Raw genomic sequence first — 12,425 nt, 5'->3', positions numbered from 1 at the left:
CCTCCGCGCGGGACGCCGAACACCGATGCTCCAGCTTCGAAACCAGACCCCTTTCAAGGCCAGCATCGCGCTCTTCCCGGACGCTCACGGGGTGGACACGCTGTACGTCGCGGTCCGCGCGACCTTCGCTCTCCGCGGCGGCGCGGTGCGCGTCGCCGAGGCGCAGGAGCCGCTGAAGCTCGCGGACGAGTACTGGGGCGAGCCGGGGCAGAGCAGCCTGAAGCACGCGGCCGACGTCCACCTCGGCAAGCCGGCGACGGACGTGGTGCTGCTCGGCGAGGCGTGGGCGCCGAATGGGCGTCCGGTGCCGTCGCTCGACGTATCGCTCGTGGTCGGCCCGGTCGCCAAGGTGGTCCGCGTCTTCGGCGATCGCGAGTGGCGCGGCCCGATGGACCTCCGCATCTCGCCGCCCGTCCCGTTCGAGCGCGCGCCGCTCGTCTACGAGCGCGCCTTTGGCGGCGTGCTCAAGCACGATCCCGAGAAGGGCCCGCTGGAGATCGATCAGCGCAACCCGGTGGGCGTCGGGTTCGGCCTGCGGAGCGCCCCGCCCGAGAAGGCGGTGCGGCGGCTGCCCAACCTGGAGGACCCGGCGCACCTCATCTCCAGCGCGCGCGACCGCCCGCCGCCGGCGGGTTTCGGCTGCATCGCGCCCTCGTGGGAGCCGCGCCGGCGGTATGCGGGGACCTACGACGAAGCGTGGCAGGAGACGCGCGCGCCGTACCTGCCGGAGGACTTCGACGCGCGCTTCTTCAATGCGGCCTCGCCGGGCCTGGTGTGCCCGGGCCACCTGCGCGGCGGCGAGCCGGTCAAGGTGCAGAACGCCGCGCCGGATCCATGGGAGGCGCGGCTGCCGCTGTGCGAGCTCGACGTGCGGGTCACGATCGATCGCGACGTCGAGCGACCGCCGATGCGGCTGCAGACGGTGGTGATGGAGCCCGGTGAGGGGCGGATCGGGCTCGTGTGGCTGGGCGCGGTGGGCTGCGACAAGAGGGCGCTCAAGGTGAGGCTGGTGGAGATCGACGCGAAGCGCCTCGAGCTGAGCGGGCGGAGGGCGTGATGGCGGCTCAGGGCGCGGACATCCTGCGGGTCGGCATGGTGAGCTCCGTCGGGCTGAGCGCCGAGGTGACGAGCGCTGCGGTGCGGGCGGGGATATGCCGGTTCCAGGAGACCTCGGTCCTGGATCGCCGCTTCAATCCGCTGGCGATGGCGCTCGTGGCGACGCCGGATCTGCCGCCGCTCGCGCCTGCGCTGGAGGAGCTCTCCGGGCTGACCGCGCGGCAGATCCGGATGCTGCGCCTCGCGGGGCCAGCGCTGCGCGCGTGCCTCGAGGGCGCGCCGCCCGGGCCGGCAGCGGTGCTGCTCGCGGGGCCCGAGGCGTTCCCGGAGGGCCGCGCTGCGCCGGTGGGGCCGGCGTTCCTGGAGCACCTCGTGGTGCAGGCGGACGTGAAGCTCGATCTCGGGCGCAGCCGGGTGTTCCCGGCGGGACGGGCGGGCGTCTTTCTCGCGCTCGCTGCGGCGCTGGAGGGGCTGTCCGCGCGCCGGTACGATCGCGTCGTGGTGGGCGGTGTGGATACGCTCCTCGACCTGTACTTGCTCGGGACGCTGGACCTCGAGGAGCGGCTGCGCGCGCCGGGGATCTTCGACGGCTTCACCCCGGGGGAGGGCGCGGCGTTCCTGCTGCTGGCGCGGCCGGGGGCCGGGCCAGGGAGAGCGCCGCTGTCGCGGGTCGTCTCGGTGGGCACGGCCGAGGAGGAAGGGCACCGCTACAACCAGGGGGCAGCGTACCGTGGCGAGGGACTGGACGCAGCGCTCAAGGCAGCGTTCGCGGCCGCGCCTGGCGACCCGATACGGACGGTCTACGCCGGCTTCAATGGCGAGAACTTCTTCGCCAAGGAGTGGGGGGTGGCGATGGCGCGGCACAGGAAGAAGATCGCCGACGATTTCGCGATGGAGCACCCGGCCGACTGCTTGGGCGACGCGGGCGCGGCGCTCGGTGCCATGCTGGTGGGCCTGGCGGCGCTGTCGCTGGCGGAGGGCCACCGGCCGCCGCGCTGCCTCGTGTGGGCGCCGTCGGATCTGGCGGCGCGCGGGGCGGCGATCCTGGACAGGGGCTGATCCCGGAGCGGAAGGAACGAGCGATGGGAACGACGGTGTTCGCGAACATGCGCGGTGTGGTCCACAAGCAGAGCGGCGGCATGAGCATGGTGTTCCCCGACGTCTGCAAGACGCCGACCCCGGGCGGACCGGTGCCGATCCCCTACCCGAACATCGGGCAGGCATCGGACACGTCGGACGGCCCGAAGAAGGTCACCTGCGATGGGAAGATGCCGATGGTGAAGGGGGCCAAGTACGCGAAGTCGAGCGGCGACGAGGCGGGGACGGCCGGCGGCGTGATGAGCGGGTGCAATCGGGGGGAGTGCGAGTTCATGATGTACTCGTTCGACGTGAAGCTCGAGGGGAAGAACGTGTGCAGGCTGGGGGATCCGCTGTTCCATAACAAGAAGAACATGATGGGATAGGCAAACCTCTTGCAAGGCAATATATGGAAATTGGAGAAACCACGGCTTTCGCAACGTTCGCGGACGGCGACGCATGCCCGATGGAGCCACACTCCGACAGCAAGGGGTTTGATGGAAAGAAGAAGGGGGCGAAGAGCGTGCCCCAGCTCCGCGAGGCCATGAAGACAGGGCGCAGCACGCGAATGTGGACGCAGTCAGGCGAGAATTTTCAGAAGAGCGAGAACAAGGATAAAAATCTTGAGCGGCCCGAGCCTGACAAAGGCAACTCGCCACTCGACGAGGGGAAAGCACCGATATCTATCTGCGACCAAAACTATCCGCTGTCCATCGCGGCGCACCATATAATTCCCGGCGAGGCGAGCCTCCCGCATTCGGGCCTCGCTCGCTTCATCTGGGAGGAGAATGGACTCATCAAGAGTGACATCGGCTACGATGTGGACGGCTCGGAGAACGGCATCTGGTTGCCGACGCATCAGATCATGTCTCGCGCAATGGGCAAGGCGCAGAAGATCGTCATCCACGATGAAGAGGACGTGCCCTCGCAGAAGGGGCTATCCTGGGAAGAACTCTCGGAACGCGCCAAGAGCCACGAAGACAAGGCGACCTACACGACGCTCTTCCTGCGCCGATACACGCAGCAGGCCATGGATTTCGAAGGGGTGCAGGCTCAGTTCCACGACGCCCACTCGAACTACAACACCTGGGTGATCGAGCGACTTAACGGAATAGACGCGTACATCCAATCGAAAATCGATATGTGCGAAAAATGCAAGGGCGATGGCAAAAAGGCGCCTCCCTACATGCTGGTCTTCCGGCTGAACACCCTCTCCAAGACGATTCGACAGATACTCAAGGCCCCGCCGAGCCGGATGTGGCGCATCGTGTACACGTCGGAATTTGCGCGCATGTACGCGATGAAACCGCTGACAAAAAACGATCTCTATGGCTGACAACGAACAGCGCGTCCGCGCACCCCCCGAGGCATAGCAAATGTACTTCGTGTTACAGAACCCGGTAGACCCATCGGAGACGCTGGCAGACTTCCGCCCTGATCCGCGCTTTCGCGCGAGCTGGTTGACCGGCGCGCGCTTCTCCTCGGCGCCGCCGAATCCGCTCGAACTCACCTGGGTTCCGGAGAACGAACACGGGCGGCGAGTGGCCTACTATGTCCATGGCCCGGTACTGATGGCCAAGCGTCTCATCGCAGCGCTTGAGGAGGTGGGCGTCGACAACCTCGACACGTATCCTGTGATGATCCGATCTACGAAGGGTGCTCCGGACTGCCATGATTACCTGGCCGTCAACATCATCGGTGCCATGGACGCGGCGGACATGGAGAAATCGATCGTGCTCGACGCGCCCGACGGGCCGATGATCACGGTTATTTTCGAGAGCCTGGTCATCGATGAGCAGAAGGCGGCGGGACACCTCCTCTTCCGGCTCGCCCAATCCGCGAGCACAGTCCTCGTGCATGAGAAGGTCGCGTCGCACCTCCGCGCGAGGAGCGAGCTCGGTCTGACGCTGTTGGATCCGGCGGACTACGTCGGATGATAAGCTCGCCCCGCTCCAGGCTGCCTGGGATGTCGGCGCCGCGCCCTCTCCATCACAGCGGCAGCAAGGCTTGATGCACCCGCTTACAGCTGCGCGCTCGGCCGCCGAATCGGCCATCGCAAGCATTACGACGATCTGCTCGTTCGCCGCGCGGCTCGTGGTCAAGACCCCGGTAACGGTGTACGCACGCGAGCCCGCTGGCAGGGAAGCGCTCGGCGAGAAGAGGCCGCACGCCCCCATAGGTTCTGTCGCAAGGCACAATCCAGCCGAAGCAGAGCCCTCGAGCCCTCCACCACCATATTCACAAAAGGATCCACCAATGAAGACAATGATATCCCGCCCCCCTATTAAACCATTTTCAACCTTCAGAAGCTCGTCCAAAGCGCTTGTCAGCTCCGTACCCGCTTTGATAGGCAGAGCGAATTTACCCTACTGGAGCTCCACCACATACTATAAACATCATACGCCACCTTCATACCTCGGAAGAAATGCCGCCGACCTGCTGGCGTTCGCCAAGGAGAAACATGCGGAACGAAATCAGAAACAACCCATCCGCGCCAACACCGTCGTGGAACCCCTCGGAAGTGAGGCGAAAGAGACCGTTCTCAAGGCGATCGACGAGATCTTATACAATGCCAGCAAACACGGATATTCCAAGCTCTATGTAAGATATAATCGAGGCACTCACTACAAACAAGCAATAACCACTCATACCAATGGCAACACAACCGCGGAGCACATTATCTACCTGCTGTTCGAAAGGAACTCGCAGACCGGTCATTACGAAGCTGTCCATTACGAGACCCCCAATGGTATAAAAGAAGGAACAGCCATATTCCAAGCCGGCGCAGGAAGTCCAACGATCAATTTACCAGCAAAAAACAAATAAGCCACGACGCTTCCGGACCTGGACAACGACGTTCATGTCGATCTCACCCTGGAACACGGTACCGCCATGAGTTCTCCGTGGAGCAAACTGCGAGGCGAGGACCTGTCAGCGGTCTTTCCCTGGATCCAGAAGCGATTCTCCTACCAACCCGAAATGTACGGCGCCGCCCTGAGCCTACCACCCGATGAATGGACCGGGGAGTGCCAGCTCTGGGGGTATTGGGAGGAGGGCGCGCTCTGCGGCTTGGCTCGCGGGGAGTTCTCTCTTGATCTGTGCTGTGACAGCTGTACGGGGGCCGTGCTCTTCGGGGAGTTCCTCGCCCGCCATGCGCCCCTGTGGGTCGAGTTGGTCTGCTCGGCCGCCGTCTCGAGCGGCTTCCTCGACGCGTGGCGCCGTTTGCGCCCCGACGAGCTTCTCCGTGTGATCCCCATCCAAGCCTGTAGTCTCCATGCTTTACGTCCACGACCTGCGCCGCGTAGCATGCCCGCGTTTCAGCTTCGCCTGGCTACGTTGGCCGATATAGAGGCTCTCTATGTCATGTACATCAGCGGGTATGTCGAGGAGCACGGCTTCGCTCCGCCCACCACCCTCACCGCCGACCCGAGAGCGTCGCTCGCTGAACGCGTGACCGAGGGGCAAGAATACTTGATCGAGCATGGAGGTGCCATCGTGTTGTCAGTGAGCATCGGCGTCGTCACGCCTGAGGTCGTCACCATAGAGAGCGTGTACATCCCTCCGGAGGTACGAGGCCAGGGTTGGGGGCTGCACGGGCTGCGAGCGCTCTGCCGTCGCCTGCTCGAAGCACACGAATGCATCGCTCTCAAGGTGCGTTCGAGCAACACGCGGGCTATCCGTCTTTATCAAAAACTCGGCTTCATCAAGCGCATGGACTCGTGCCTACTCTACCGAGCCTCGCGGTAGCCCGCGTGACGCCATCACGCAAGCGCGGTGGCGCGCCGTGTCAGAAAGGTTCTCGGCCGATCTGCTCCGCTCTCTGCGGCAACGTATTGGGGCAGCGGCCCTCGAAGCAAGGAGCCGCCAGCACCGCCCGCCCTCCACCGTCTGCACGGCACGATTCAACGCTTGAGACGGCGCGCTCGGCGCCCAGCCGCCCGCTTCAAGCGTTGCAACGACCGGCTCGACGACTGAGCCACCGCTTCCAAGCGTTTCAACCGCGCGCTGGATCCCCGGACACGCCCTTGAAAGCGCCTCATCGGTCGCCGAGTCGCCCTTGCAACCGTTGTAACAGGCCACATCGGCATCCACGTCGACCTCGCAAGCGCAGCCCTCACCCACATGGCCAGCTTCGCCACCGCGGCCATCACCGCAGGTCAGCCCCTCACGCCCAGAGCAGCGTCACCCGCCTCCCCGACGGCGTCGTCGCCTCCTCGAAGCGCGTGCGCTCCTCGATCTCCCCCGCCTCCTTGCGCCGGTCGAACATCACGAGCACCCCCTCGTCGAGCCCGAGCTGCGCGAGGTACCCATCGAGCTGCGCCATCCCCTTCGGCAACGGGCTCTTCTCCCCCTCGCGCCAGACCTTGAGCTCCAGCGCCGCGCGCTGCACGGCGCGCCGCCCCTCGGCGTCGCGGTGCAGCCAGCGCACGAGCAGGTCGATCCGCCCTCTGCCGAGGCCGTACTCGCGATCGATCGTCCCGCCGCCGTTCACCACCCGCTGCAGAAAGGCCATGAGCACGATCTGCGGCGCCACCTCGTGATAACCCAGGCTGCCGGCGAGCGCCTCGCCGTGCTCTCGCCAGAACGCGGCGAACTCCTGGAGCAGCCGCGCCACGTCGAGCCGGCCGTCCGGGAGCACGAAGCTCTTCGGCTCGGCCAGCACGACCGGCTCCACGTCGCCGGCGAGCACCCGGGCGATCACCTCGCGGTAGATCGGGTTCGCGACGCGCGCGGGGTTGTCCGAGGCGAGCAGCCCGAGATCGCGGGCATACTGGAGGTCGTCCTGGTACGTGTCGCCGCCGATCGAGAGCGCGCCCGCGAGGAGCGGCTCGATCACGCGCCGGATGCGCGGCTCGTGAAGGCGCGCCACGAGCGAGTCGAGGTGCGTCGCGCGGGCGAGAATGAGCCGCTCCTTCGCCTCCTCGACATGAGCCACGGTGATCGGCTCGGTTGGCGAGACTGCCATCTTCTCCACGACCTCCCTGGCGAGCGCATTGACCAGCCAGGGCTGTCCCGCCGTCAGCGCGAAGGCACGCTCGATGGCCTCCTCCGTGAACACCTGGCCGGTCTCGGCGGTGTGCTGGCCGTACAGATCGCGCACCTCGTCGCGATCGAAGTCGCCGATCCTGAGGGACTCGATCTTGATATTGAACGGGCTCGCCGTCCCCAGCCGGCCCGGGTCCCCCCCGCTCGCGGCCTTGTACTCGCGCACGTCGCGCAGGCCGCACAGCACCACCGAGGCGGGAAAGTCCGCTGGACGGCTCGCGAAACCGGCCCGGAGCTGGCGCAGCACGCTGATCAAGCTCTGTCCCCGCAGCGCGTCGATCTCGTCGAAGAACAGCGCCAGCGGCCGGGGGCACGCGCGCGCCCATGCGGCCAGCTTCGCCCGGAGCAGCCCCTCGTCCCCCTCGAGCGACATCGGCGGCGGCCTGAGCTCCGCGGGCAGCTCCACCTCCGCTTGCAGGTCGATCTCCCGCAGGATCGCCCGCTGCGCCGAGCCGATGTCATCGCCGGCTGCCTCCCCTTCCTCGCACGAGAAGCGCAGCGCCGCGAAGCGCCCGGACGCCGTGAGCCGCCTCGCCAGCGCTCGTAGCGCCGTGGTCTTGCCCGTCGGCCGTGGCGCGTACACCACGAGATAGCCCATCTGCTCCACCAGGCCGATCGCCTCGGGCAGGAGCCTCTCCGCCGGGATCATGTAGTGCCAGTCCGGGCGGCACGGCCCGGCCGTGTTGAATCGGCGCGCCACGCGCGGAGCTTGCGTCCCGGCGCCGCCCGGCCGCAAGGCCCGAGCGCCCGGCCGCAGGCACCCCGGCGGGCCGCCCGCCGCCGCTCCCCCCGCACCCGCTCCTCCCCTACCCCCCGAGCTCCGCCCGCTGCCGCTCCCCCCGCGCCCGCACCTCGAAGACCCCCAGCCGCGGCCTCAAGAAGCACCGCTCGATCGCCGCCGCCGCCCTCGCCGGCTGGTTCCCGCGCCGCAGCACCTCGTTGAGCCCCGCGAGCTCGACCTCCCTCCCCCAGAGGTGCCGCCTCCCCGCCGCGAGATCCCCCCGCCGCCGCGCCCACCACCGCGCCACCGCCGCCGCGTCGGGCCACGGCAGCCCGTCGTCCGGATCGGGCCCCACGTCCTCGTCTTCCGCATCGTCGCTCGGCCCCGTCTCCTCCAGCGCGGGCCCCTCGAGCTCCTCCTTCACGAGATCCACCCCGGTGATCATCGACAGCGCCCCACCCGCGCACCGCGCCAGCCCCGGCGCCCCCATCCGCTCGATCAGCCACGGCACGAGCGCCGGATCCCCGAGCGCCCCCACCCCGGCGATCGCCACCCGCTGCGCCCCCGCCGACTCCCCGCGCCCCCTCAGCCACCGCGCCCCCGCGTGCGCCCCGAGCTGCCGCAGCGCCACCCCCGCCGCGCGCTCCGCGAGCGCCCCCCCGCCCGCCGCGATCTCCAGCAGCACATCCACCCCGCGCGCCTCGCCGAGCAGCGCGGCCGACCACGCCGCCCAGAACCGCACCGCCCCGTCCTCCGCCCCGAGCGCCGGCCGCGCCTCGTCGAGCCCCTCCACGAACCCGAGCTCCCCGAGCGCCTTGAGCGCCCGCGCCCGCAGCCGCACGTCCTCTGCGGAGAGCGCCTCCCGGAGCGCCGGCCCCGGATCCCGCCGCTGCGCCGCGCTCGCCGCGATCCCGATCGCCCTGAACGCCGGCGGCGCCTTCGCGTCGAGCAGCGCGGGCAGCACGTCCTTCACCACGAGCCCCGGCGCCGCCCACCCGATCGCGGACACCACGCCCCGCGCGATCGCCGGCGCCTCCACGCCCCGCGCGATCCACCGCGCGACATCCCCCTGATCCCGCCGCACGAGCGCGAGCAAGAGCGCCGCGAACACCTCGCCCGCCCCGCCTTCCACCGCCGCGGCCGCACACATCTCCGCCGCCCCCGGCCCCCCGCGCCCCAGCAGCTCGAGCTGCGCCGCGAGCCGCGCGTCGACCTCCGCCAGGCCCTTCAGGTCGTACCGCGGATCGCGCGCCGCGCTGTCGCGCTGGCACCACAGGAACCCTGCGTTGTCCACCGCCTGCGCGAAGACCTCATCCTCGGTGATCGACAACGGCGCACCTCCCTCGGCAGCTCCACCAGCCCTCCCGCCCGCGCGCGCGGGCGCTGAAGGGCGTCAGTTGTTCTTCACCTCGCTGCCCTTGACCGTCACCTTCCCCCCGCCCTTCAGCGTGAGATCCGCGCCGGACTCCCCCTTCAGCGCCTGCCCCGCCTTCAGGTTCATCGCCTGCTCGCTCTTGAGCGTCACCGTCTTGGCCTCGATGATCAGGTTCCCCTTCACCTTGAGGGTGTAATTGCCCTTCACCTCGTGGGTGAAGTTCCCCCCGTTCGTGTGGGTCTCGCTCCCCTCGACCGTCACATCGCGCGTCCCCTTGACCGCGTGGGACTCGTTCCCCTTGGATACGTCGATCGCCCGGTTGCCCTTCGAGACCGTCAGCGCCTCGTTCCCCTCCTCGACGGTCGCCGTGCGGCTCTTCGTGACGCTGATCGTCTGATCGCCGCCGACGCCCAGCGTCTGATCGTGATCGACCGTGATCGTCTGGTCGTGCTTGACGCCGATCGTCCAGTCGTTCTCGACCTCGACGACCATGTCCTTCTGGGCGTGCATGTAGAGCTCCTCGCTGTCCTTCCTGTCCTCGAAGCGGAGCTCGTTGCCCGCGCTGCCTTCCTTCGAGGAGCGGGACAGCAGGGTGCTCTTCGTCTGCTCGCCCGGCATCGCATAGGGGAGGGGCTGCTCGGCGTTGTACACCGACCCGGTGCAGAGCGGCCGATCCGGATCGCCGCCGAGGAAGCTCACGACGACCTCCTGGTCGATGCGCGGCAAGAACCAGCTCCCCCACCCCCGGCCCGCCCACCCCTGGGCGACGCGGATCCAGCAGGAGCTGTTCTCGTCTCTCTTGCCGTGACGGTCCCAGTGAAACTGCACCTTGATGCGGCCGAACTCGTCGGTCCATATCTCCTCGCCGCGCTTGCCGACGACGACGGCCGTCTGCGCGCCCGCGATGACGGGCTTCGGCGTCACGCGCGCGGGGCGAAACGGGGTGTCTCTGGGGATCGCCTCGAAGGAGTTCTGGTATTCGTCGTTGTCGGCGGCGTGCGAGACGGCGAGGAGCAGGTGCTCGCCATTGACGTCGTCGCGCTCGTGCTGGGCGAGCTGGAAGGCGTGGCCGGCGGTGAAGCTGCGGCAGAACGAGCTGCCGACGATGCGCCGGGCCACGGCTTCCTCCGCCTCGATGCGCCGCGTGGCGGACGCGTCGCCGGCGCCCTTGTCGGCGTAGCCGCCCGGGTACTCGAAGAGCGCCAGCCTCGGATCGCCGCCGCTCGACCGGCTGAGCAGCGACGTGCTCGGCGCCTTGAAATTGTAATCCGTCGCCGCGAAGGCCCCCGCGACGACCTCCTCGATGAGCTCGCACTCGGTCATCGAGTCCTCGTCGCGCGTCGAGCTCTCGGCGGCCCCCACGTAGCGCACCTCGCCGAGCTCGGGGCACAGCGGGTTGCCCGCGCTGTCGTCGCCCAGAACGAGCGTGTGCTTTCCGTCCTCGTGCTGGAAATAGTAGTAGATACCCTCTTCCTCCAGAAGGCGTGAGACGAACTCGAACGCGGTCTCCTGGTACTGGACGCACACCTCGCGCGGAGCGTAAGCGCCGGTCAGCTCGTTCTTGTAGTCGGAGAAGCCGAGATCGTCGAAGACCTGCTTCACGATGTCGGGCACCGACCTGTCCTGGAAGATGCGGGAGTCGGTCGTCTTCGTCAGGAACCACAGCCAGGGGTGGATCTCGGCCCGATATGCGGTCCGGGGCTTGCCGCCGTCCACGTGGACACGGCCGGCCTGCCGGAAGCGGGTGACGACGCCGTGGATGGCGCGCGCGCCGCCGCTGGAGAGGCGGATGATCGCGGTGACGCCCTGGCCGACAATGGACGAGAAGTCGATGGCCCGCTCCTCGGACAGGAGGTCGAGCTCGAATCGGAACAGCCCCGAGATCCGTTCCTCGCCCTGAAGGCGAACGAGCGCGAAGGCGTCGGGGCCGAGAGGGGAATGGAGGGCAAGGATCGTCTTCGCCTGGGAATAGGGCATCGCGCGTCCTCGTCGGGGCTGGCGGTCGGGCCGAGGCTATCACAGGGGCCCGGCGGAGCTGCACTGCCGCGGCGCGCCGGAAGCGCGGTTGGCGTGCGCGGCGCGGTGTGCGACAAGGGGTGGCCGGCCTCGCGAGGCGGCGCTGGGCTCTTGCTGGCAAGCGCGGGTGCGTATGGAGACGGGGCTGATACTCCTCGGGCTGATGGCGCTGCTCGTGACGGCGCTCGTCGCCGAGCGGGGACGGCGGCGGCTGCGGAGGGAGCTCGAGGAAGCGCGGCGCGCGCTCGCCGCGGGACACGCCATGGCGGCCGAGCCGGCGCCATCGTGCAACGCCGAGCCCACGGGCGGCGACGCGGAGGCCGCTCGGCAGGCGCAGGAAGCGGCCCAGCGCGAGCTCCTGGGAGCCCGGCAGGCGCTCGACGTGGCGCATGTCGAGGCCGAGGCGGCGCGGCATGACACCGCGGCGGCCCGGCAGGCGCTCGACGCGGCGCAGGCCGAAGCCGAAGCGGCGCGGCGTGACACCGCGGCGGCCCGGCAAGCGCTCGACGCGGCGCAGGCCGAAGCCGAAGCGGCGCGGCGTGACACCGCGGCGGCCCGGCAGGCGCTCGACGCGGCGCAGGCCGAAGCCGAAGCGGCGCGGCGTGACACCGCGGCGGCCCGGCAGGCGCTCGACGCGGCGCAGGCCGAAGCCGAAGCGGCGCGGCGTGACACCGCGGCGGCCCGGCAGGCGCTCGACACGTCGCAAGCAGCGATGGAGTGCGCGCGGGCTGCTCTGGAAAAAGAGCAACAGGCTGCGCTGGAGGAGGCTCGACAGGCGCGGGCAGAGCGGGATTCGTTTGCTCTGGAAGCGCGGGCGCTGCGGGCAGAGCTCTCGGCGGCACGCACGCCTGTCGAGGTGAAGACTCCGCAGCGGCCGGGAGCGTCGATGAGGACGGGAACAACCAGGACGCCCGAGCCGCGGAGCGTGGCGGTCTGGTGGTGTCAGCGCTGCGGACGAGGAGGAACGCGGCCCGAACGCTGCTGCCGATGAAGGTCGAGCCGACTCCATCCCGCGCATCGAGAAGGGATGGTTGGCCCGGCCGTGGTGAGACCGCCGACCGCAGCCGTCACGGCCTCGCGCATTGCGCGCGGCGCGTCGTTGCGCCTCCCCCGCGCCGTGCGTCGGTGCCCTCG

Annotated in this window: 11 protein-coding genes; 8 read left to right on the top strand and 3 right to left on the bottom strand. The window is 68.8% G+C overall.

Going from position 1 to position 12,425, the window contains the following annotated elements; all coding sequences use genetic code 11:
* Window positions 1-25: 25 nt before the first annotated feature.
* From WME85_RS53750 to WME85_RS53720, 7 genes are all read left to right on the top strand, one after another.
* Window positions 26-1,057, top strand: coding sequence for a DUF2169 family type VI secretion system accessory protein (locus WME85_RS53750; RefSeq protein ID WP_437833874.1), 1,032 nt, complete (start codon window positions 26-28; stop codon window positions 1,055-1,057).
* The gene (locus WME85_RS53745) at window positions 1,057-2,115 is read left to right on the top strand and encodes a hypothetical protein (RefSeq protein WP_437833872.1); all 1,059 of its coding nucleotides are present in this window, start codon (window positions 1,057-1,059) and stop codon (window positions 2,113-2,115) included. The genes WME85_RS53750 and WME85_RS53745 overlap by 1 nt, the downstream gene beginning before the upstream one ends.
* Window positions 2,116-2,138: 23 nt before the next feature.
* Complete coding sequence (locus WME85_RS53740; RefSeq protein ID WP_437833870.1) at window positions 2,139-2,519, top strand: DUF4150 domain-containing protein; 381 nt, start codon at window positions 2,139-2,141, stop codon at window positions 2,517-2,519.
* A 23-nt stretch (window positions 2,520-2,542) separates the two neighbouring features.
* Window positions 2,543-3,469, top strand: a complete 927-nt coding sequence (locus WME85_RS53735; protein WP_437833867.1) for an AHH domain-containing protein — start codon at window positions 2,543-2,545, stop codon at window positions 3,467-3,469.
* 40 nt (window positions 3,470-3,509) lie between these two features.
* The gene (locus tag WME85_RS53730; RefSeq protein ID WP_437833865.1) at window positions 3,510-4,070 is read left to right on the top strand and encodes an imm11 family protein; all 561 of its coding nucleotides are present in this window, start codon (window positions 3,510-3,512) and stop codon (window positions 4,068-4,070) included.
* 319 nt (window positions 4,071-4,389) lie between these two features.
* Window positions 4,390-4,959 (top strand): hypothetical protein, encoded by a 570-nt coding sequence (locus WME85_RS53725; RefSeq protein ID WP_437833862.1) that lies wholly within the window; start codon window positions 4,390-4,392, stop codon window positions 4,957-4,959.
* Between the two features lie 537 nt (window positions 4,960-5,496).
* Window positions 5,497-5,880: a GNAT family N-acetyltransferase gene (locus WME85_RS53720; protein WP_437833859.1), complete on the top strand. Its 384-nt coding sequence runs from the start codon at window positions 5,497-5,499 to the stop codon at window positions 5,878-5,880.
* Between the two features lie 418 nt (window positions 5,881-6,298).
* Here the strand turns inward: WME85_RS53720 and WME85_RS53715 are convergent, their stop codons facing one another.
* From WME85_RS53715 to WME85_RS53705, 3 genes are all read right to left on the bottom strand, one after another.
* The gene (locus WME85_RS53715) at window positions 6,299-7,879 is read right to left on the bottom strand and encodes an AAA family ATPase (protein ID WP_437833856.1); all 1,581 of its coding nucleotides are present in this window, start codon (window positions 7,877-7,879) and stop codon (window positions 6,299-6,301) included.
* Between the two features lie 106 nt (window positions 7,880-7,985).
* Window positions 7,986-9,230: a TIGR02270 family protein gene (locus WME85_RS53710; RefSeq protein ID WP_437833853.1), complete on the bottom strand. Its 1,245-nt coding sequence runs from the start codon at window positions 9,228-9,230 to the stop codon at window positions 7,986-7,988.
* Between the two features lie 63 nt (window positions 9,231-9,293).
* The gene (locus tag WME85_RS53705; protein WP_437833851.1) at window positions 9,294-11,252 is read right to left on the bottom strand and encodes a type VI secretion system Vgr family protein; all 1,959 of its coding nucleotides are present in this window, start codon (window positions 11,250-11,252) and stop codon (window positions 9,294-9,296) included.
* A gap of 172 nt (window positions 11,253-11,424) precedes the next feature.
* Here WME85_RS53705 and WME85_RS53700 point away from each other — a divergent pair, with 172 nt between their 5' ends.
* On the top strand, window positions 11,425-12,282 hold the full coding sequence (locus WME85_RS53700) for a hypothetical protein (protein WP_437833848.1): 858 nt from the start codon (window positions 11,425-11,427) through the stop codon (window positions 12,280-12,282).
* Window positions 12,283-12,425 lie beyond the last annotated feature (143 nt).

Origin of the sequence: Sorangium sp. So ce1153, from assembly GCF_051521595.1 — a bacterium.
Taxonomy (GTDB): domain Bacteria; phylum Myxococcota_A; class Polyangia; order Polyangiales; family Polyangiaceae; genus Sorangium.
Note: the sequence above shows the minus strand (reverse complement) of the source record. Positions and strands in the feature narration are given on the sequence as shown.